This is a genomic window from Archangium violaceum (assembly GCF_016859125.1).
Taxonomy (GTDB): Bacteria; Myxococcota; Myxococcia; order Myxococcales; family Myxococcaceae; genus Archangium; species Archangium violaceum_A.
In genome coordinates, this window is record NZ_CP069338.1 from 9,945,800 (window position 1) to 9,966,901 (window position 21,102).

Here is a 21,102-nt window from a genome sequence, read left to right on the forward strand (position 1 = left end):
GGACGGGACGGGCCCTCAGTCCAGCTGGCCCTTGCCCTGCCGCAGCACCTCGAGCTGGTCGCCGATCAGCGACACCACCGTCGAGGGCTCCATCAGCCTCACGCCGCCATCGAGGATGAGATCCAACCCGTGCCCCAGCGTGTCCTTGATGTCCCTGGCGTCGATGAGGGGCTCGCCCTCCGCGTTGGTGGCCGAGGTGGTGACGATGGGCCGCCCGAGTGCCTCGGCGAGCGCCCGTGCCAGCCCCGAGTCCGGCACGCGGATGCCCACCTGCTTCTGCTTCGACATCATCGCCTCGGGCACCAGGCGCGTGGCATCGAGGATGAACGTGAAGGCCCCGGGCGTCAGGCTCTTCATCGTCCGGTAGGCGAAGTTGCTCACGCGCGCGTACTTCGCCACGTCCGACAGGTCCGGGCACAGGATCGACAGGGGCTTCTTCCTGTCCCGACCCTTGAGCTGATACAGCCGCTCGATTCCCTTCTTGGAGCCCAGATCGCACCCCAGGCCGTAGTACGTGTCCGTCGGGTAGGCGATCACCCCGCCGCTGGAGAGCACCTCCACCGCGCGCTGCACATGCCGGGGCTGCGGGTGATCCGCGTTCACCTCGATGATGGGCGCTGCCGCCATGATGTGTCTCCTCAGGCCGCTCCGGGAGCGTCCTCGGAGTGTATCTCCCCACTCCGCTGGAGGGCACGCCGGGTGAGGACCGGGCCGATCAGCTCGTGGGCGGTGATCATCGCCACGATGAGCACCTCCACCTGCGGCCCGAAGTCCGGGAAGGTTCGGGAAATGAGCGCCGCCAGTCCGAACGTCACGCCCGCCTGCGAGATGAGCCCCATCCACAGGTAGCGGCGCAGCCGGACATCCTCCACCGGGGCGAAGCGCCGGCACGAGCCGTAGATGGCCACCGCGCGCAGCGCCACCAGCAGCAGGGCCGCCGGGCCCACCGTCATGAGCGCGTTCAGCTTGAGCCCCGCCCCGGACGCGGCGAAGAAGAGCGCGAAGATGGGCAGGCCCGCCCGTTGGATCGCATGGTGGATGCGCTCGCCCTCGCGCTCGTCCAGGTTGGCGATCAGCGCCCCGGCCGCCAGCGACACCAGCAGCGGAGACAGGTGCAGGCGCGCGCCGCCCTCGGCCGAGGCGAAGCACAACCCCACCAGGAAGAGCGGCAGCTCGCGCTTCACCTGCCGCATGTACACCAGCATCGCCACCGCGAGCACGCCCCCCACCACCACCGAGCCGAACAGCTCCCACCCCACCTCGCGCAACAGCCCCCACAAATCCAGCCCGCCGCCGAAGCTCGCCCGCGTGAGGCCCGCCGCCACGGCGAACCCCACCATGACGAGCAGATCCCCGATGATGACCAGGGCCATGAGGAACTCGGTGAAGCTGCCGCGCGCGCTCGTCTCCTGCACGATGGCGATCGTCACCGTGGGCGAGAAGGAGACCACCACGGAGGCCACGAGCGCGCTAACGGCCAGCGCCTGGGGCACCGACATGGGCGCGAGGAAGGGCAACAGCGGCTTGAGCGCGAAGAGTGCCCCGAAGATGGCCAGGAACGTCACCCCGCACACCGCGGCGCACAGGGCCGCCACCTTGGTGCCCACCCTGCGGATGAGCCCCAACTGAAGCTCCGTGCCCGCCACCAGCGCGATGAGGCTCACCGCGAGCCCCTTCACCAGCTCCAACCCCTTCACGCCCGCGCCGGGGATGAAGCCCAGGGCATAGGGCCCCACCGCCACGCCCACCAGCAGGTAGCCCGTGAGCCGGGGCAGCCCGATCCCCTTGGCCACCTTCCCCGCGAACAATCCGCACAGCAGCAGCGCCCCGGCGGCGAGCGTCACCGACGTGCCGGCGTCCACGCGCCACACCTGGGCCCGACCAATGGCCGCCAGTACCACCACCAACAGCAGCAAGCGCAGGAGCGCGCCCTTCATGAGGGACCTCCAGGCGCCTGCGGCGTTCCTGTCGGGGCCTGCTCGGAGGTGGACTCCAGCACGTGGCGGAAGGCCCGGCTGCCGAGCACCTCGTTGACGAAGGCCCCCGCCACCACCACGTCGAAGACGCGTTGGGACAGCGGCCCCGGTACCAGCGTCAGGTACTCCACCACCAGACACAGCGCCAGCCCGCCCTGGGAGATGAGCGCGTAGCCCAGCCTCGGCGGCAGCGCGAGCGTGTTCCCGGCGATGCGCTGCGCGAGCGCGCCTCCCAGCACCTTGCCCAGGAAGCGCAGGCCCAGGTACGCGGGGAGCAGCGCCCACGCCATGACGTCGCGCGCATGCACGTGCGCGCCCACCAGGAAGACGAGCAGCAGGTACGAGGGCCGCTCGAAGCGTCCGAGCATGCGCGCCGCCTGCTCCACCGCGCGGCTCCCCACCAGGGCCAGCGTCGCCCCACAGGCCACCCCCGCCAGCAACGCCGACACCCTCAGGTACGCCGCCGCCCCGGACACCAGCGCCACCCCACCCAGCAGCACCGCCATCAGCTCGCCCTGATCCTTGATTCCATGCATGAGGAAGGCGAGCAGCGCTCCACACGCCATGCCCAGCAGCAGGGCGAGCGCCACCAGGCCCAGCCCCTCCAGGGGATTGGCCGCCGCGCCGAAAGCGAGCGCCAGCACGAGCACCCCCAGCCCCACCGCATCATCCAACATGGTGAGCAGTGCCACGGACAGCCCGCGTCGGCGCTCCATGCGCCCGCTGCGATAGCCCAGCACCGCGAAGTGGCCGGAGGAGAGGCTCGCCGACGCCCCCAGCAGCGCCGCCGCCGCCACCGCCGCCCCGGGAGGCAGCCCCATGGTGAACAGCAGTGGACCCGCCAGGGGCAGCGCCACCCAGAGGAACGCCGTCCCGGCATGAGCGAGCGCCGCCGCGTACACCTCCCGGGGCAGCAGCCGCAGCAACCGGGGCTCCAGGTTCAGGCCGATCATGACACCCGCCATACCCAGCCCCAGGGCGAGCAACGGGCGCAGCGCCGCCAGATCCTTCCAGGACAGCAGGCGCAGGGCGTCCGGGCCCATCACCGCGCCAAAGGCGAGGAAGAGCAGACCACTGGCGGCCAGCTGGGCCAGGGCCGGGAAACGGCCAGGGTCCAGCACCGTCCGGCTCGAGGCCAGCAGCGATAGCGCCGCGATGGCGAGTAGAACGAGCAGCACCTGCACGAGGCAGGTGCTTACACCGCTCCGGGCCGTGCCGTCACTCCCGGCGATGCACGGGGGCTCCGATCACCGGCAGGGCCACCAGGCGGCCCATCGGTGGGTCGTCCGCATCCATCTCCAACTGGACGCGGTGGACGAGCCGCTCCACCTCCTCGGCGGGCAGGGCCGGCAGGAGGCTCACCAGGATGAGCCGGTCCTCGTCCGCTCCGAGCGCGAGGCTGCGCAGACCGGCGAAGACGGGGACTTCGGCGGACAGGGTCGCCGCGGCACTTCGGGCCCGTACGACCAACGGCTCCGGGATACCGAAATCCCGGAGCCGTTGAATGGCCCGTTCAGGTTGGTCCGCGTGGTCGAGGAACGCGAGGAAGAGGTACACGACCCGTGTCTATCCGGTCCGCGGCCATTCCGTCACGCTACTCGGTGCGGTCCGGGCCCGGTTCGCTGGGAGGCTCCGCCGCGGATGGCGACTCCGCCGCCGCGCCCTCCTGCTTCTCCATGGCCGCCCGAGCCGCCCGCTTGCCCTCCTCGATGAGTTTCTTCACCTTCTGGCCGCCCTTGCGGCCGATCTCCTCGTAGAAGTTCGGACCCCGCGTGGCCTTCACCCGGTCTCCGCCCTTCTTGCCGATCTCCTCGTAGAACTTCGCGCCGCGCTCGGCCTTGACGGTCTCTCCGCCCTTGCGGCCAATCTCCTCGTAGAAGGAACGACCCCGCTCGGCCTTCACGGTCGCTCCGCCCTTGCGGCCGATCGTCTCGTAGAACTCCCGGCCCCGTTCGTTGCGGACGGTCTCTCCGCCCTTCCGCCCCGCCTCGGCCACCGTCATGCTGCCCTTGTTGTCCTTGTCCTGCTGCATGTCTTGCCTCCTCCTGCTGACTCCCCCTTCCCCGCGAGGGTGCCCCTTGCCCCAAAACTTGGGACGGAAGCGCCCCGATGCAAGCAAGCTCCGTACACCGCCAGCCGTTCACACCGGACAGAGCACATCCATATCCCCAGGAATTTCAGGGGGTTGGGGGTACACGCTCTCCGTACGGGCGAGACTACGGCCTGCCCGCCCGGATGCTTCACTGTCAACAACACGCCACTACGCATTGCCGATTCCCGTTCGCTGTCCCACCTTTCACGCCAATCCAGCCCGGGAGGGTTTGCGTGAATGGTGGCGGCGGAGGCGGTCTGAAGGTCTGGCTCCGGATACTGACGCCCGTGTTGGCCTCGATCGCGGGGCTGACGATGTTGCGGCTGTTGGGGCCTGACTTCATCAACCAGAAGGAGCTGCACGGCTTCCTGGCGCCGATGGGGAAGTGGGCCCCGGTGCTCTTCGTCCTCTTCCTGGCGGTGCGGCCGGTGACGCTCCTGCCCGGCCAGGTGTTCACCGCGGTGGGCGGAATGATCTTCGGGACCCGGGCGGCGACGCTCTACTCACTGCTGGGCAGCTTCCTGGCCGCGGCGCTCATCTTCGGACTGTCGCGCTGGCTGGGCACGCGGCTGATGAAGCGCATGGCGGGCAGCCGCTACCCGGCGATCACCCGCGTGGCGCGCCGGCACGGCTTCAAGTTCGCGCTGCTCATGTGCATCAACCCGCTGTTTCCCACGGACGTGATGATCGCGGCGGCGACGGCCGCGGGGGCGCGTTTCTGGCCCCTGACGCTGGGCGTGCTGCTGGGCACCATCCCGGGCACGTTCCTCACCGCGCAGTTCGGCAGCGGACTGGCGCAGGGCCACACGGTGATGACGGTGGTGTCCGGCGTGGGGATGGTGGCGTCGCTGGTGCTGGGCGCGTTGCTCGGCCGCCGCATCTACCACGAGATCAACGAGGAGGCTCCGGCGGGCGAGGAGGAGCAGCACGGGAAGCGGGCCCCGAAGCGGGGTGCACCGCTCGCGGCGAAGGGGCAACTCGGCCGGCCCGCGATCTCCACCTTCCAGGAGCTCCCGCCCGCGGGCCCGTGATCAGGCGCGGATCTCCGCCCCTTCCCGCTCCAGCGCTTCCAGCGCCGCGGTGATCGCCCCCACCAACGCCGCCTCGTCGCCCGGGCCCTCCACCCGGGCGCCCTGCCGGGTGATGTAGAACGAGTCCATGGCGCGGTGGGCCTCGGTGGCCACCTTGGCGACGGCGATCTGCACGCCGGCCCGGGTGAGGGCGGAGGAGATGGCGTGCAGCAGGCCGACACGATCCTGCGTCACCACGTCCACCACGGTGAAGTCGCGGGAGGCGCGGTTGTCCACCGTCACCCGGGGAGGCACGGGCGGCAGGTGGCGATGCAGGAGCGAGCCCGTGCGGCGGCGGCGCAGCACGTCCTCGAGGGAGACCTCGCCCATGAGGACGCGCAGGAGATCCGTCCGGGCCATGCGCCAGCGCGAGCGCTCGAGCAGGTGCCCATGGGGAGGCCGCACGTCGAAGACGTCCAGCGCGAGCCCGTCCGAGGTGGAGATGATACGCGCGGAGAGGATGTCGATGCGGTGGGCGGACAACACGCCGGTGAGCAGCGAGAGCAGGCCGGGCCTGTCAGGGGCCACGAGGGACAGCTCGCTGTAGCCGGCCTCCGGGTGGTGGCGCAGGGCCGCGGCCAGCGGACGCTTCCGGGCGCACGCGAGCAGGCGCGCATGGAGCGTGGCGTGCGAGGGATCCGTCCCGAGGAAGTAGCGCTCGGGGAGCACCCGGCCCAGCTCGCGCGCCCGCGTCTCGCCGAGGACCCGGGCCCAGCGCGCATGGAAGCGCACACGCTCGAAGGGAGTCTCGCCCGAGGGCGCCGCCGAGCCGACCAGGTGGGCCCGGGCCTTTTCATACAGCTCGCGCAGGAGCTGTGCCTTCCACCCCGTCCACATGCGAGGCCCCACCGAGCTGATGTCCGCCCAGGTGAGGAGGTAGAGGCAGGTGAGCTTCTCCACGTCGCCCACGCTCCGGGCGAAGTCGGCGATGAGGGCCGGGTCGCTCAGATCGCGGCGCTGGGCGGTGTGGCTCATCACCAGGTGATCCTTCACGAGGAACTCGGCCACCTCGCGCTGGCGGGGCGAGAGGCCCAGGCGCTCGCCGAGGGCGACCATCAGCAACCGGCCCTTCTCCGAGTGGTTGCCTCCCATCCCCTTCCCCGCGTCGTGCAGGAGCATGCCGAGGTAGAGCGGGAGCGGATCCTTCAGGTCGCGCATCTCGCGGGAGAGCTCGGGCTCCTGCTCCACCAGGTCTCCGGCGCGAAGGGCGTAGAGGCGGCGCACGGCGAAGAGGGTGTGAACGTCGACGGTGTACACGTGGTACAGGTCGTGCTGGTGGTGGGCGGTGACGCGGCCGAACTCGGGCACCACGGCGCCGAGCACGCCGGCGTCATGCAATTCGAAGAGGCGCTCGCCCCGGGTGCCCGGCCGGGCGAAGAGGGCCTTGAAGGCGGCGGTGACGGCGGGCGTGGCGCGAGCGACCTCCAACGCGGGCAGGGCCTGCACCGCCTGCTCGCGGGCCCACGAGTAGAGGGGCAGACCGTTCTCCTCGGCGGTGCGGAAGAAGTCGAGGATGGAGGCGGGCTCCCGGGTGAAGAGGCCCGGATCGGACACGGTGAGCTTGCCGCGGAAGACCTTGAAGGCACCGAGCCGGCGCTCGGGAAGGAACGAGATCTTCCGGGCGAGGCGGAGCTCCTCGCAGCGGGCGATGAGCGCGTCGGCGGCCTGGCGCAGGGCGTTGGCGGCCAGGTAGTAGTCGCGCATGAAGGCCTCGACGGGCAGCACGGGGCCCTGCTGGTAGCCGAGGAAGCGCGCCAGCTCCTCCTGGAGATCGAAGGTGAGCCGATCCTCCTTGCGTCCGCGCAGGAAGTGGAGCTGGTGGCGGATGCGCAGCAGGAAGTCGCGGGCGGCCTTGAGGCGCGTCACCTGCGAGCCGGGCAGGATGGACTGCTGCAGCAGGCCGGTGAGGCCGCGCGTGCGGAAGCGGACGCGGGCGATCCACAGGGCCGTCTCCAGATCGCGCAGGCCGCCATCACCCTGCTTGAGGTTGGGCTCGAGCAGGAAGACGGAGTCGCCGAAGCGCTCGCGGCGGGAGCGCAGCTCCTGGACCTTGTCCTGGATGTAGGCGTCGGCGCGGTGGGCGAGGAGCGCGGGGAGGATCTTCGCCTCGAACACGTCGGAGACGGCGGCGTCGCCGGTGAGGAAGCGCGCGTCGAGCAGCGCGGTGCGGATGGTGTGATCGGCGTCGGCGGCGCGGACGCACTCGTCGGGGCCGCGGGCGCTCCAGCCGACGGCGCGCTTGAGATCCCACAGGAGCGTGGGGAACGCACGGGCCAGGGGCGCGACGGACGCCTCGGAGACACCGGGGCCGCGCAGCAGGAGCAGATCCAGGTCCGATTGGGGAGACAGCTCGCGGCGCCCGTAGGAGCCGAGCGCGACGAGGGCGAGACCCGGGGGCGCGTGGAGCTCGGCGGAGAGCTCGGAGAAGAGCCCCTGGACGAGCCGATCCGTGGCGGCGGAGAGGAGGCGGCAGGTGGACAGGCCGGCGGCGCCGCCCCGGTGGAAGGACTCGGCGCGGGCGTGGGAGTCGCGGAGGTACTCACGCGCGCGGGTCAATCGGTCCTCGGGCGCACCGGTGGGGAACCCGGGGAGCGAGCCGATGGCCTCGCGATGGCTGGACGGTGGCGGTGGCGGAATGGGCGGGACGCTCATGGCTGACTCGCAATCGCTCGGACGGGCCTGGCGACCCCGTCACGACCGAAGGATGCAAGAAGCGCCACGGTCCCGCTACTGCACCTTCACCGCACGTTCACCGTGGCCATCTGGCGGCGGCCACCCAGGAAGTCCTCCACGCCGTGAGCGATGGCCTGGGCCACTTCCTCCTGGTACGCGTCCGAGGCCAGACGCTTCTCCTCCTCGGGGTTGGACAGGAAGGACGTCTCCACGAGGATGGCCGGCATCTTCACGCCCAGCAGCACGTAGAAGAGCGCCTCCTTGGTGCCCAGGTTCTTCACACCCTTGTAGTGGCTGGACAGGTGGCTCACCAGGTTCTTCTGCACCTGGTTGGCCAGCCGCGTGGACTCCTCGGTGTTGGCCTTGGTGGCCAGGTCCGCGAGGATGAACTGCAGGTCGCTGATGCCCTTCTCCGAGGACGCGTTCTCGCGCGCCGCCAGCCGGATGGAGTAGCGATCCGCCGAGGTGTTGAGCGTATACGTCTCGATGCCCCGCAGCTTCGAGGAGGGCGCCGCGTTGCAGTGGATGGAGATGAAGAGGTCGCCCTTCATCTCGTTGGCCAGACGCGCGCGCTCCTCCAGCTTGAGGTAGTGGTCATCCTCGCGGGTGAGCATCACCTCCAGCCCGCGGGTGCGCAGCTCACGAGCGAGCTTGCGCGCGATGGCCAGCGTCACTTCCTTCTCCTGGGTGCCCTTGCGGCCGATGGCGCCGGTGTCGTGCCCACCGTGTCCGGCGTCGATGACCACCCGGCGCACCTTCAGCCCGAGCTGCTCCGCCAGCGTCAGCTCGGAGGCGTTGGACGCCTTGGCCACGGCCTCGAGGCGGGCCTGGGCGACGTGCTCGTCCACCGGAGCGGTCACGGGCTTGTTGGACGCGAGCGCCTCCACCGGCTGCGGGGCCTGGGGCTGCTTCGCGGCGGGCTCTCGAGACTGACTGTTGATGGCCTCGATCAACGGTGACACCTCGGGCTTCGCGACCTCCGGGGCGGAAGCCACGGCCTGGGCGGGGGCCGGGTCCGGATTGGCCGGCTTGGACAGCTCGACACGAACCACCGGAGCCTGCTGCTCGGCCGGAGCTGGCGCGGGCGTCGGCTCCGGAGCACGAACCGGGGCCTTGGGGCGCGCGGGCGCGGGCGTCTTGGGCGAAGGAGGCGGTGGCAGCGTGGCCAGCAGCGCCCTCAGCTCCCGGGCACGATCGCCCTTGTAGACGGCGAGGCTGTTGGTGATGACGCGACGCGCGGCCTCGGGTTGATCCAACCGCTCGAAGTAGATGCGCGCGAGCACCAACGCCGCGTCGTCCGCGAGCCGGTGCCGCGAGTGGGACTCCACCACGCGGGTGTAGTCGGCGATGGCCGCCTGCTGATCCTCGACGACGAAGGAGATGCGGCTCAGCTCGTTGAGCAGCTCCGCCGCGGTGTAGAGGGCCTCGGCGGTTCGCGCGCTCTTGGGGAAGCGGCTGGCCACGGACTCGAACTTGCGCGCCACGTTGAGCCAGTTGTGGCGCAGCTTGCGTCGCGCCGCGTCGTCCTTGAGGGCGTAATAGGACCTGCGGGCTTCCTGGTAGGCCTCCTCGGCCGCGTCACGTTTCGCCTGGGCGGCGATCGGCGACAACAGGGCCAGCAACAGGATGAGGCGAGGGACCATGAGGAGTCCTCCAAGGACGGAGAGGGCTACAGACGTGTGTCACGGCCCCCCTGCCCCCGCAAATTTTCGCCCCCCAATGAACCCTGGCTCGACGAGGGTCTCAGCGCACCCAACCCAGCGCCCGGGCGAGCTCCTCGTCGATGACGCGGGCCTGGCCGGGCAGAGAGGACAACACCGCCGCCAGCACCTTCTCCCCATTGCGCACCGGAGCCCGACCGGGGCTCAGGCGCGCGCGTACCGCGAGCGTCTGCTCCTGCTTGCGGAAGGTGGCGGGGAAGAGCACCTCCCGACGGGACTCGGGCAGCGGGCCGTCCGGCGTCAGCCACACCAGCATGCCCTTGCGCAGCGGCTCCAGCTCCGCGCGCAATGTCCGCCGCAGCTCCCGGGCGAAGAGCCCCACGGCCACCAACGCCCCGAGCCCCAATCCCCAGGGCACCAGTCCCAGCGCCTGCGCGCGCGAGCGCACGTAGGCCGCCTCCCGGGGCTTGTCCGGCACGCGGGGATCCACCAGCAGCGTGACGAGGGCGCCCGGAGCCAGCCCCTCGGCGTACTCGGCATGGGTGCGCACGCCACTGGCCGAGTACTGCACCTTGTCCACGGCGTAGAGCACCTCCAGCTTCGCCTCGGCGCCCTCGCGCTCGCCCCGGGGCGGCAGCGTCATGGCCGCCACCCGGCCCTCCAGCTCCTGGGCTCGCGAGAGGAAGCCCTGCTCCTCCACCACGAAACGGCCCAGGGCCGACGCTCCCGCGCCGAGCGCCGCCATCAGCACCAGCCCCATGGCCAGCACCCGGAGGAGCCGGGCAATGGCTCCGGGAACCTTCGAGAGGGGGACGCGCCTGGGGGCCTGGGGGATGGCGAGCTGCATGCCCCCATCCTACCTCCCGGCTCACACCCAGGTCAGCGAGTACTCACAGCGAGGAAGTCGTGCTCGAACAGGACGCGGGCCCGCCTCGACTCGTCCCACGTCACCGAGCACTGCCCGCCAACAGCGACTGCAACGGCCTGCCCGTGGCGGAGGCGAAGAAGTGGGCCAGGCTTCTTCTTCAACGGTGTATGATTGTTCACAGACCCTCCTCGAGTTCGCGGCATGGGGGATTCGCTTTCGTCATGTCGAGAACATCCACCGCTGAAATGGAACAGGCCGCGCCGGGGCTCGTGACATCCCGGGAGCCGTTGCCCCGGAGAGCCGGGGGACGGTTCCTCTCCCGGTTGGACGTCTTCCTGTCGGAGCCCCTGCGCCGGGCCCCACCGGAGGATCTCGGCCGCTACCGCCTGCTGGTCTGCATCGCCCTGGGCCTGATGCTCGTCGACGTGCTGGCCCTGCTCTTCCTCCCGTTCAACCCCCAGGCCTGGAGCGACGGCCCGGTCGCGCTCATCTCCCTCCTGCTCAACGCGCTCGCGCTGACGCTCCTGCGCCAGCGCTCCTCGCACGAGCTCTCCGCGCTGCTCGTCTGCTGGACCATCGCCGGCGCCTTCGTGGTCTCCAGCCTCACCAGCGGCTGGCCCTACACGGCCTCCCACGCGGCGGCCATGCTGCTCCCGGCGCTCTCGGTCTACCTGGTGGGGGCACGTCCGGGGCTCGTCCTCACCGTGCTCGTGAGCCTGTACGTGGGCATCCTCCACCCGCTCCGGTTCACGACCCCGGGCGTCGTGGCCACCCCCATCCCGGCCGGTCACCTGTGGATGCTGGACACCTTCGCCGCCCTCTGCATGCTGGGCATCTGGGCCGTGAGCTGGCTGCACACCTCCGCGCGCGATCACGCCCAGACGGCACGCGAGCAGGCACTGCGCACGCTCCGCGAGAGCGAGCGCAAGCTGCACAGCCTCATCGAGAACACCGATGATCAGGTGTGCTCGCTCGATATGGAGGGACGGGTCATCATCGCCAACTCGGCGATGCGGCGGGCCTTCCGTGAGCGCCATGGCAGGGAGCCGGTGCCGGGCGAGCCGCTCCCCATCCAGGAACCCGCGGGGATCCAAGAGAAGATACGACAGCGCATCAGCCAGGCCATCACCGGACAAAGCGTACGGCTCGAGGACATCCACACGCAGGGAGATCGGGTGCGGGTGGTGGATATCTCCATCAAGCCCGTCTTCGGAGAGGACGGCCAGCCCCAGGGCGTGACCCTCTTCGGACGGGACGTCACCGAGCGAAGGGAGGCGGAGATGAAGCTCGGCGAGATGCACCGCACCCTGCTGGACGTGTCGCGGCAGGCGGGCATGGCGGAGATGGCCACGGGGCTGATGCACAACGTGGGCAACACCCTCAACAGCGTCAACGTCTCGGCCAGCCTCATCACCGACCGCATCCGCGGCCTTCGCGTGGGAGGGCTCATCCGGGCCGCGGCGCTCCTGCGTGAGCATCAGGAGGATCTCTGCACCTTCCTCGCCACGGATCCCCGCGGGCAGCAGCTCCCGGCCTATCTCATCGCCCTCTCTGGGCAGCTCGCCGAGGATCAACAGGCGCTGCTGGCCGAGCAGCAGACGCTCACCGACGGACTGGATCACGTGAAGTCCATCGTCACCATGCAGCAGGGACACGCCCGCGTCGCCGGCATGATGGAGCTGATGTCCGTGACCCGGCTCATCGATGACGCCCTGCGCCTGCACGCCGTCACCTTCGAGCGCGCGAAGATCGACATCCAGCGCGAGTACGCCGAGGTGCCGCCCATCCTGTTGGATCGGCACAAGCTGTTGCAGATCCTCCTCAACCTGCTGAGCAACGCGCGCCACGCGCTGATCGACAGTGGCCGCCCGGACAAGCGCCTCACCCTGCGCGTCCGGCCCGCTCCCGAGGATCGACTGCGCATCCAGGTGTCCGACAATGGGAAGGGCATCTCCGCCGAGCACCTCGGGCGTCTCTTCACCCAGGGTTTCACCACCAAGAAGGACGGCCACGGCTTCGGGCTGCACATCAGCGCGCTGGCCGCCATCGAGATGGCCGGGAGCCTCACCTGTGACAGCGCGGGGCCCGGTCAGGGCGCCACCTTCACCCTCGAGCTGCCCATGCAGTGCGAGGATCCCCGGAGCTGAGCCGGCCGCGAGTGTGAACCCGTTCACAGCCGGGCCCGGGAGCCGGTGCTATAGCGTCCTCACTCGACATCACACGAGGGGGGAACACCATGAGAACATTCATCCTGGCACTCACGGCCGCGAGCACGCTCCTGGCATGCAAGGGCGGAGACACGGCCCACGCGGCCAGCCCGGCGGATTGCGCCACATCTTCATCATCTTCTTCTTCGGGAAGCTCGTCCGGGCTCTCGGCTTTCGAGCAGGGCCTGGTGGGTCCGTTGCTCACGGACGTGCGCGAGGGCGTGCAGCCCTGGAGCGACCAGAGCATCGGCATCTGCAAGGGCCAGGGCCGCGACTGTGAGGAGTTCGTCGGCGTCAACGCCGAGGATCTGCCACCCGGCGAGTACATGATGCGCGCCGAGCTCAAGGTGCCGCGCGTCGGCGACAAGGGCACCTGGAAGGTGAAGTTCGAGGTCCAGTGCACCACGACGCGCAAGACCGAGCGCGGCGAGACCACCACCACGAGCACCACCAGCAAGGAGTACGAGGTGCAGTACGCTGGCACGGAGCGCGGCTCGCGGCTGTCGCCGCTCTACACCATCCGGAGCCCGGACCCGAGCGGCGAGAAGCACTGCAACTACAAGGTCACCTCGCTGCATCCGGACAAGCCCACCGAGTGGACGGGGAGCTGGTCGGTGCCGCAGGCCTGAAAGTTCGCGGATCATGAGACAACAAGACGGCTCGGGCGCGGATGCGTGCCCGGGCCGTTTTTCTTTTCTATCGGACCTGCGTGCGCTAGGCAGCGCTCCCTGCCAAACAGGCAATACGTGACAACAGGGGAAGTGCCATGCTCGCGTTTCAAAGGACGTCGTTCCATGCGGTACTGCTGCTGAGCCTGGGAGGGCTCGGATGCGATCTGTTCCAGGGAGATGAGGAGAAGGAGAACAGGGCCCCCACCATCACCCGGGTGACCGCGACGCCGACCTCCATCAACGAGGGAGCGAGCACCACGCTCTCGGTGACCGCCAGCGACCCGGACGGAGATTCCCTCACCTACTCCTGGACCCAGCTCCCGGCCGCGCCCACGGGCACCTTCAGCGACGAGACGGGAGAGACCCGCACGTGGACCGCGCCCCTCCTGGCGAGCGACACGACCTTCACCCTGCAGGTGACGGTCTCGGATGGAAAGGGAGGCTCGAGCCAGGCCACGGTGGATGTGGCGGTGGCCAACGTCGCCACCCCCAACCGCGCGCCCTCGGTGGCCGAGAGCATCACCGCCCCTGATTCGGTGATCGCCGGTGACACCGCCGAGCTCACCATCGTCGCCAGCGATCCGGACGGCGACACACTCACCTATACCTGGACGACGAGCCCGGCCGGCCAGGGCACCTTCACGAACCCGACGGCGGCCACCGCCCAGTGGCGCTCCTCCGACATCAACGAGGCCACGACCTACACCTTCCAGGTCACCGTGTCCGATGGAACCGACTCCGTGACGCGCTCGGTGGACGTGCGGGTCGACGTCCCCTCCTATGCCGCGCACATCCAGCCCATCTGGAACGCGCAGTGCGTTGGCTGCCACACCGGCTCTCCAGGTCGCGGAAACCTGACCCTGGACGCGGACAAGTCCTACGCCTCCATCGTCAACGTCGGAGCCGCGGGAACGCCTTGCGGCCCCACGGGCCTCAAGCGCGTGTTGCCGGGCAAGCCCGATGAGTCCCTGATGGTGACGAAGCTCGGCAGCCCCCCCATGCCCTGCGGCAACAGGATGCCGCCGAACAACCAGGCCCACTTCGACGAGCACCCCGGCGAGCTCACCCGCATCCGCTCGTGGGTTCTCGCCGGCGCGCTCAACAACTGACCCGCACGCCTCATGATGTCGCCGCTCACGTTGACGATCCTCATGGCCACACTGTCCGCCAACACGCCCTCGCCCGCGGACTTCGGCGTCGAGGCCGCGACGCGCTTCGCGGACCTCGCGCTCGCCTGCGTCCACCGGGAGTACCCGAACAAGATCGCCCACGTGATGAGCGGTGACGCGGACGTACGCCCGCCCCGCGAGCTCACCCCCGCATTCTACGGCTGCTATGACTGGCACTCCGCCGTGCACGGGCACTGGCTCCTCGTGCGGCTGGCGAGGACCCATCCGGACGCGCCCTTCGCCGCGCGCGCCCGGGAGGCGGTGGCCAGGAGCCTGACGCCCGTGAACATCGACGCGGAGGTGCGCTACCTGAGCGCCCCGGGCCGGGTCTCCTTCGAGCGCCCCTACGGACTGGCGTGGCTGCTCCAGCTCGCGGCGGAGCTGAGGGAGTGGGACGATCCCCAGGCGCGCGAGTGGTCGGCCACGCTGAAGCCCCTCGAGGCGCGCGCGGCCGATCGGATCCGCGAGTGGCTCCCCAAGCTCTCGCGGCCCATCCGCGAGGGCGAGCACGATCAGACGGCCTTCGCCTTCGGGCTCATCCTGGACTGGGCGCGGAAGGCGGAGGATCGCGCGATGGAGCAACTGCTGACGGAGCGCGTGGAGGCATTCTACGGAAGGGATCGCCGGGGACCGCTCGCCTACGAACCCTCCGGACAGGACTTCCTCTCGCCGTGCCTCGCCGAGGCGGACTTGATGAGGCGCATCCTCCCACCGGCGCGCTTCGCCACGTGGCTGCGCGGCTTCCTGCCGGAGATTCCGAGCGATGGCTCCACGAAGTGGCTCGAGCCGGCGGTCGTGACCGATCCGAGCGATCCGAAGCTGGCGCACCTGGATGGCCTCAACCTGAGCCGGGCGTGGATGCTGGAGGGGATCGTCTCCGGCCTTCCGCCCGCGGACAAACGGCTCCGCTCGCTCCAGGCGACGGCACGACTGCACCGCGAGGCGGGACTGCGGGCGGTGACGGGCGCTCACTACGAGGGCGGCCACTGGCTGGGCAGCTTCGCCGTGTACCTCGTGACCGGGAGGGGCCTGCGGAAGCCATGAATCCACATCCCCTCATCGGGGGAGTCGGGCACATCGAGGCATTCGTCGCCGATCCCACGAGTGGATGCACGCACTGCCGCCCGAACCCGAGGCGCCGCCTCGGATGAGCCTCACGTTCCGCCAGGTCCTTTAGCCGCTGGCGAGGGGATGAGGATGAGCTCCTCCTGCGGCGGGATGAGGTACTCCGCGCCCTTCTCCGTCACCACGGCCATCTCCTCGACTGAGAGCGTCTTCGTCTCGCCAGGAGTCGCGAGCTTCCAGGCGAAGAAGCCGTCGAAGGCGAAGACCTGCCCGGGGCGGATGGGCTCGAGTGCACTGCCCGTGGGCGGCTTGCCCGTCTGCGCCCCCGAGAGCGCCGGCCCCACGTCGTGCGCCCAATACCCCACGGGATGCCCCGTGCCCCACATCACCGGCTCCGAGCCCGCCTCGCGCATCCAGTCCCGCTGGGCCTTGTCCACGTCATAGCCGCGCACTCCCGGCTTCAGCGCCGCGAGCGCCACCCGGTTGCCCTTCTTCGACTTCTCCCACTTCTCCAGCGCGTCCTTCGGCGGCTGCGTCTCGCCCGGGGCGAGCACGTAGGCGAAGCGCTGGATGTCCGTCACCCACATGCCCTCGACCTTGATGCCGAAGTCCGTCTGGATGAAGTCGCCCGGCTGGATGACCCGGTCCGTCGCGTGCGAGTGGCCACGGTCCACGCCTGAGTTCACATTGGGGTTCTGGTCCGGCTGCCAGCCATCCTCCACGCCCAGCTCGGCGATGCGCTTCTTGAGGAAGCGCGCCACGTCCGAGTCACGCGTCTTCCCCGGCACCACGGTGCGGTAGGCCTCCTCCTGGAGCGAGGCCGTCAGCGCGGCGGCACGGCGCATGATCTCCACCTCCTCGGGCAGCTTCACCGACAGCCACTCGAAGACGAGCTCCTCGGAGGACGTGAGGCGAGCGCGCAACGCGGGAGGCAGCGCCGCTTCGAGCCGCGCACGCTGGGTGGCCGACAGCCCGTCCGCCACCGTCAGCGTGCTCGAGGAATTCACCGCGATGCGCTGGGGCTTCGCCTCGGCGAGCCTCGCGGCCACCCGGGCGTACAGGTCCGTGCCGCGATCCAGTGAGAGCACCTCGTCATGAAGGCCCACGTCCTGGAGCGCCTTGGCCTCGCCGGCCGGAGAGAGCGCGATGGAACGCACCCCGGCCTTCTGCTTCAGGAAGAGAAAAGCGGCGGGAGAGCCCGCGTTCTCACAGCCGACGTGCGCGGCCAGCGGATCATTGTCGTTCTCGCGGCAGAGCACGACCCAGGTGTCCACCTTCGCCCGCGCCATGGCCTCCGGCAGCAGTTGCTGGATACGAGCCTTCCGGATGCGCGGCCAGGCTCGCTGGGCGTGGGGCTCGGCGGCGCTCGCGGGCAGGGCCATGAGGAGTAGGATAGCGGAGAGCAGGGCACGTCGCATCGAGCGGATGCCTCCTGGGGCAACAGGGGCCGCCATTCTCACCCAGGGCCCGACCTCGACCAACCCGATTGCCTCCATTTCACCGAGATGTCCTCCAGGTGTCATGAGGCCTTCGAGACCCCTGTCTTCTCGAGCTCGGACACGAGCAACTCCGAGACCCGGCGCACGCGTGGGATGTCGAGCGCCGACTTCGCGCACACCAGATGGAGCGTGCTGCGCTGGAAGGGTCCGAGGTCGATGGACAGCGGCACGAGCGACGTCGGGCGCGAGAATCGGTGCCGGAAGCGGGCCATCACCATCGCGCCGATGCCGGCCTCCGCCGCCGCGAGCTGGACGAGGTAGTTGTCCGAGGTGAACGCCGGGGTGAACCCGGGAATGAGCTCCTCGAGTTGCGGATTGGGCGGCAGCAGGTCGAACGGGGGTGACCAGGCGATCCACGGCAGGTCGGAGAGGCTCGGCTTGCGTGGCAGCTTCGCGGCGAGCGACTTCGAAACACAGACGGCGTTCTCGAACTCGAGCGCCAGCACCTGTTTCAATCCCTCCTGGGACGGCGCCTTGCCGCGCAATGCGAGGTCCGCTTCTCCCCGGTTGAGGTCGAGGTATTGAACGCTCGAGAGCACCTCGAGACGCAGGCCCGGGTGCTTGCCCGCGAGCCACGCCGCGAAGGGCGCGAGGAAGTCGAAAGACAGATAAGGACTCGCCGTGATGCGGACGAGCCCTCGCGGCGACCGGTCCGAGGAGTCCACGGCCCGGCCCACCTCACCGGCCCACTCCGCCATCTTCTTCGCCGGAACCAACAGCCGCTCGCCCGCGCTGGTGAGCGAGGCCCCGTCCACGCTCCGCCGGAAGAGCGCCGCGCCGAGCGAGTACTCCAACGCGGCCAGACGGCGGCTCACGGTGGGCTGTCCGATGCGCAGCTTCCGCGCCGCGCCGCTCAGGCTGCCCGTCTCCGCCACCGCCAGGAACAACCGCACGTCTTCCCAGGGGATATCCATGAATGGATGGCATCATGCCGAAACGCTCGATTTCAATCCACCAGCGAATGGGTAGGGTCGCGCCCATGAGAAACCTGCTCGTCACCACTGCCCTCGCTGCCCTGCTCTCCGGATGCGCGGTGAGCTCCCATGCCACCCAGAAGTCCACCCTCGGTGTCCCCCGCTCGTCCGCGGACATGCTGGCGGTCATCGACCAACCCGGCCCCATCGTGTTCGAGACAGTCGCCTCCTGCGACTGGCAGGTCGACCGGAGTGGCCTCATCAATCTCGAGCACCCGCGCGCGAAGGAGGCGGGCCTCACCGACGGGCCGGAGAAGATCCAGGTGTTCTTCCACGTGCTGCGCCACCCCACGCACGGCACCTTCATCGTCGACACCGGCGTCGAGAAGGCGTTGCGCGACAATCCCAGCAAGGCCGCCGTACGCGGGCTGGTGGCCTCGGTCATGAAGCTCGAAACCATGAAGTTCAACGAACCGCTGGGAGACTGGCTCGCGAAGCAGCAGGTGCCCCTCCAGGGCGTGTTCCTCACGCATCTGCACTTCGATCACATCGCGGGCATGGCGGATGTCCCCGCGGGGACAGCCGTCTACACCGGACCGGGCGAGGCCTCGTTCCGCGAATTCCAGAACATGTTCATGCAGGGCAACTCGGATCGCGCGCTCGAGGGGAAGGCCCCCATCAGCGAGTGGGCCTTCGCACCCGATGCGACCGGCCGCTTCGCCGGGGTGCTCGACATCTTCGGGGACGGCTCGGTGTGGGCGCTCTGGGTGCCGGGCCACACGCCGGGAAGCACCGCGTACCTCGTGCGCACGACGAAGGGCCCCGTGCTCCTCACCGGTGACGCGAGCCACACCCGCTGGGGCTGGGAGCACGACGTCGAGCCGGGCACCTTCTCCAGCGACATCCCCAAGAGCGCCGACAGCTTCGCGCGCCTGCGCCAGCTCGCCACCGAGCACCCCACCCTCGAGGTACACCTCGGCCACCAGCTGTAAACAAGCAAGCCCACTCGCCTGGCGAGGGAGTTCTCTACCAGCCAGAGCACCCCCCGGGCCGCTGACTCATCCACCGTAGAAGCCCGCGCGGGTGCTAACCTGCGCCGGTGATGAAGCGCATTCTTCTCGTCCTGGTCGGGGTCGTCGTCCTCGCCGTGAGCGCGGTTGCCGGTACATTCTTCTGGGCGGAGGGCCAGGTGCAGCGCTCCGTGGCCCCTCCGGGTGCCCCCACCGTGGAGTTCACCGTGCCCAAGGGCACCACGGGGCGCGGCCTGGGGCCGCAGCTCGCGTCACAGGGGCTGATCAGCGATGCCCGGCTCTGGCGATGGCACCTCTTCCGCCGCGGCCACTTCGCCCCCAAGGCCGGCCGCCACGCGGTGAGCCCCTCCATGACGATGGCGGAGATCGCCACCGCGCTCGAGGGCAGCCCCATCCCCGATGACGTCCCCTTCGTCGTCATCGAGGGCTGGCGCCTGCGCGACACCGATGCGGCGCTCGCCGCGGCGGGCCTCATCAAGCCCGGCGCCTACGTGGCCGCCGCCAGCCAACCCGAGCGGTTCACCGCCCCCTTCCCTCTCCCCAAGGGCACGCTCGAGGGCTACCTCTACCCCGAGACGTACCGGGTGGTGCCCGGTGCCTTCAAGGTGCAGGAGCTGCTCCAGCGTCAGTTGGACACCTTCGCCGAGCGCTTCTACACGCCCAACAAGGAGGCCCTCGCCCGCAGTGGCCGCAGCCTCCACGAGGTGGTGGTGATGGCCTCGATGCTGGAGCGTGAGGAGCCCGTGCCGGCGCAGCGGCCACTGGTCGCCGGCATCCTCTGGAAGCGCGTCGACAAGGGATTCCCGCTGGGCGTGGACGCGACCTCCCGCTACGAGCTGGCCGAGTGGAATGATCGGCTGGCCTTCCTCAAGCGTCTGCGCGACCTCCAGGACCCCTGGAACACGCGCCATCGCAAGGGATTGCCTCCGGGGCCCATCGGCGCGCCCACCGTGGAATCACTCCAGGCCGCGCTCGCTCCCAAGCCGAGCGAGTTCTGGTACTACCTCCACGACGCCGAGCGGCGCCTCCACCCTTCTCGCAACGCCGAGGAGCACGAGGCCCTGCGCCGCAAGTACAACGTGTACTGAAACACATGGCGGTGGTGGCCCTGTTAGAATACCGGGCCCTCCATGACCGCTCGCACTGAAAACCTGAATGTCGTCGGCTTCGACCGCATGCCCTCCCCCGCGGAGATCAAGGAGCGCGTGCCGATGACCGAACGCGCGGCCGGCTCCGTGCTCGCCGGCCGACGGGCCTTGATGGACATCCTGGATCGCAAGGACCCTCGCCTGTTCGTGGTCGTGGGTCCCTGCTCCATCCATGATCCCAAGGCGGGCATCGACTACGCACGCCGGTTGCGCGCGCTCGCCGAGGAGGTCCGGGACACCCTCCACGTCGTGATGCGGGTGTACTTCGAGAAGCCGCGCACCTCGACCGGATGGAAGGGCTTCATCAACGATCCGCGGATGGACGACTCCTTCCACATCGAGGAAGGAATGGAGCGGGGCCGCCGCTTCCTGCTGGACGTGGCCGAGCTCGGCCTGCCCGCGGCGACCGAGGCGCTCGATCCCATCGCGCCGCAATACTATGGCGATCTCATCTCCTGGACAGCCATCGGCGCGCGCACGGCGGAATCCCAGACGCATCGCGAGATGGCCTCGGGCCTCTCGACCCCGGTGGGTTTCAAGAACAGCACCGACGGCTCCCTGGAGGCGGCGGTCAACGGCATCCTCTCCGCCTCGCGCCCGCACAGCTTCCTGGGGCTGAACGAGAACGGCTCGTCGGCGATCATCCGCACGCGCGGCAATTCCCATGGCCACCTCGTGCTGCGAGGCGGCGGTGGGCGGCCCAACTACGACACGGTGTCCATTTCCCTCGCCGAGCAGGCGCTCGCGAAGGCGAAGCTGCCGAGCAACGTCGTGGTGGATTGCTCACACTCCAACTCCTGGAAGAAGCCGGAGCTGCAGCCACTGGTGATGCGCGACGTGGTGCATCAGATCCGCGAGGGCAACCGCTCGGTGGTTGGCTTGATGATCGAAAGCTTCATCGAAGCCGGCAACCAGCCCATCCCCGCCGATCTCTCCCAGCTGCGCTACGGCTGCTCGGTGACCGATGCCTGTGTGGATTGGAAGACCACCGAGGAGGTGCTGCGCGGTGCCCACCAGGCCCTGCGCGGCGTTCTCTCCGCGCGCAAGGCGGCGTGATC

Annotated in this window: 18 protein-coding genes; 8 read left to right on the plus strand and 10 right to left on the minus strand. The window is 69.7% G+C overall.

Annotation, left to right across the window (positions count from 1 at the left end; all coding sequences use genetic code 11):
• Window positions 1-15: 15 nt before the first annotated feature.
• From JQX13_RS42040 to JQX13_RS42060, 5 genes are read right to left on the minus strand one after another with little or no spacing between them, the layout of a single operon-like run.
• Window positions 16-627, minus strand: coding sequence for an L-threonylcarbamoyladenylate synthase (locus tag JQX13_RS42040; protein ID WP_203405037.1), 612 nt, complete (start codon window positions 625-627; stop codon window positions 16-18).
• Window positions 628-638: 11 nt separating this feature from the next.
• Window positions 639-1,937: a cation:proton antiporter gene (locus JQX13_RS42045; RefSeq protein WP_203405038.1), complete on the minus strand. Its 1,299-nt coding sequence runs from the start codon at window positions 1,935-1,937 to the stop codon at window positions 639-641.
• The gene (locus JQX13_RS42050; RefSeq protein WP_203405039.1) at window positions 1,934-3,160 is read right to left on the minus strand and encodes a sodium:proton exchanger; all 1,227 of its coding nucleotides are present in this window, start codon (window positions 3,158-3,160) and stop codon (window positions 1,934-1,936) included. Before JQX13_RS42050 ends, JQX13_RS42045 begins: the two co-directional genes overlap by 4 nt.
• Before the next feature lie 34 nt (window positions 3,161-3,194).
• Window positions 3,195-3,533: a hypothetical protein gene (locus JQX13_RS42055; RefSeq protein ID WP_203405040.1), complete on the minus strand. Its 339-nt coding sequence runs from the start codon at window positions 3,531-3,533 to the stop codon at window positions 3,195-3,197.
• Window positions 3,534-3,570: 37 nt separating this feature from the next.
• On the minus strand, window positions 3,571-4,008 hold the full coding sequence (locus JQX13_RS42060) for a general stress protein (protein WP_203405041.1): 438 nt from the start codon (window positions 4,006-4,008) through the stop codon (window positions 3,571-3,573).
• 293 nt (window positions 4,009-4,301) lie between these two features.
• Between JQX13_RS42060 and JQX13_RS42065 the strand changes: the two genes are divergently transcribed.
• Entirely contained in the window at window positions 4,302-5,099 is a 798-nt protein-coding gene (locus JQX13_RS42065; RefSeq protein ID WP_343211043.1) for a TVP38/TMEM64 family protein, read from the plus strand.
• Here JQX13_RS42065 and glnD read toward each other — a convergent pair whose 3' ends face one another.
• From glnD to JQX13_RS42080, 3 genes are all read right to left on the minus strand, one after another.
• Window positions 5,100-7,790, minus strand: coding sequence for a [protein-PII] uridylyltransferase (gene glnD, locus JQX13_RS42070; protein ID WP_203405042.1), 2,691 nt, complete (start codon window positions 7,788-7,790; stop codon window positions 5,100-5,102).
• Window positions 7,791-7,876: 86 nt separating this feature from the next.
• Window positions 7,877-9,454, minus strand: coding sequence for an N-acetylmuramoyl-L-alanine amidase (locus JQX13_RS42075; RefSeq protein WP_203405043.1), 1,578 nt, complete (start codon window positions 9,452-9,454; stop codon window positions 7,877-7,879).
• A 100-nt stretch (window positions 9,455-9,554) separates the two neighbouring features.
• Window positions 9,555-10,319, minus strand: a complete 765-nt coding sequence (locus JQX13_RS42080) for a DUF3592 domain-containing protein (protein ID WP_203405044.1) — start codon at window positions 10,317-10,319, stop codon at window positions 9,555-9,557.
• A gap of 242 nt (window positions 10,320-10,561) precedes the next feature.
• On the opposite strand from JQX13_RS42080, the gene JQX13_RS42085 reads away from it, so the two are divergent.
• The 4 genes from JQX13_RS42085 (at window position 10,562) to JQX13_RS42100 (ending at window position 15,431) form a co-directional block, all read left to right on the plus strand.
• Window positions 10,562-12,487 carry an ATP-binding protein gene (locus JQX13_RS42085; RefSeq protein ID WP_239014179.1) on the plus strand — a complete coding sequence of 642 codons (1,926 nt, stop codon included), beginning with the start codon at window positions 10,562-10,564 and terminating at the stop codon, window positions 12,485-12,487.
• 89 nt (window positions 12,488-12,576) lie between these two features.
• Window positions 12,577-13,176, plus strand: coding sequence for a hypothetical protein (locus JQX13_RS42090; RefSeq protein WP_203405045.1), 600 nt, complete (start codon window positions 12,577-12,579; stop codon window positions 13,174-13,176).
• A gap of 137 nt (window positions 13,177-13,313) precedes the next feature.
• The gene (locus JQX13_RS42095; RefSeq protein ID WP_203405046.1) at window positions 13,314-14,327 is read left to right on the plus strand and encodes a PKD domain-containing protein; all 1,014 of its coding nucleotides are present in this window, start codon (window positions 13,314-13,316) and stop codon (window positions 14,325-14,327) included.
• Between the two features lie 42 nt (window positions 14,328-14,369).
• The gene (locus JQX13_RS42100; protein WP_239014180.1) at window positions 14,370-15,431 is read left to right on the plus strand and encodes a DUF2891 domain-containing protein; all 1,062 of its coding nucleotides are present in this window, start codon (window positions 14,370-14,372) and stop codon (window positions 15,429-15,431) included.
• A 110-nt stretch (window positions 15,432-15,541) separates the two neighbouring features.
• On the opposite strand, the gene JQX13_RS42105 is transcribed toward JQX13_RS42100, so the two are convergent.
• Window positions 15,542-16,870, minus strand: coding sequence for a M24 family metallopeptidase (locus JQX13_RS42105; protein ID WP_430384115.1), 1,329 nt, complete (start codon window positions 16,868-16,870; stop codon window positions 15,542-15,544).
• Between the two features lie 101 nt (window positions 16,871-16,971).
• Window positions 16,972-17,865 (minus strand): LysR family transcriptional regulator, encoded by an 894-nt coding sequence (locus JQX13_RS42110; protein ID WP_203405048.1) that lies wholly within the window; start codon window positions 17,863-17,865, stop codon window positions 16,972-16,974.
• Window positions 17,866-17,930: 65 nt separating this feature from the next.
• Here JQX13_RS42110 and JQX13_RS42115 point away from each other — a divergent pair, with 65 nt between their 5' ends.
• The 3 genes from JQX13_RS42115 to JQX13_RS42125 all read left to right on the plus strand — a co-directional run bounded on the left by JQX13_RS42115 (window position 17,931) and on the right by JQX13_RS42125 (window position 21,100).
• A complete protein-coding gene (locus JQX13_RS42115) occupies window positions 17,931-18,857 on the plus strand; it encodes an MBL fold metallo-hydrolase (RefSeq protein WP_203405049.1) in 927 nt (308 codons plus the stop codon).
• A 110-nt stretch (window positions 18,858-18,967) separates the two neighbouring features.
• Window positions 18,968-19,984 (plus strand): endolytic transglycosylase MltG, encoded by a 1,017-nt coding sequence (gene mltG / locus JQX13_RS42120; RefSeq protein ID WP_203405050.1) that lies wholly within the window; start codon window positions 18,968-18,970, stop codon window positions 19,982-19,984.
• A 42-nt stretch (window positions 19,985-20,026) separates the two neighbouring features.
• Window positions 20,027-21,100: a 3-deoxy-7-phosphoheptulonate synthase gene (locus tag JQX13_RS42125; protein WP_203405051.1), complete on the plus strand. Its 1,074-nt coding sequence runs from the start codon at window positions 20,027-20,029 to the stop codon at window positions 21,098-21,100.
• The last annotated feature ends 2 nt before the right edge of the window (window positions 21,101-21,102 follow it).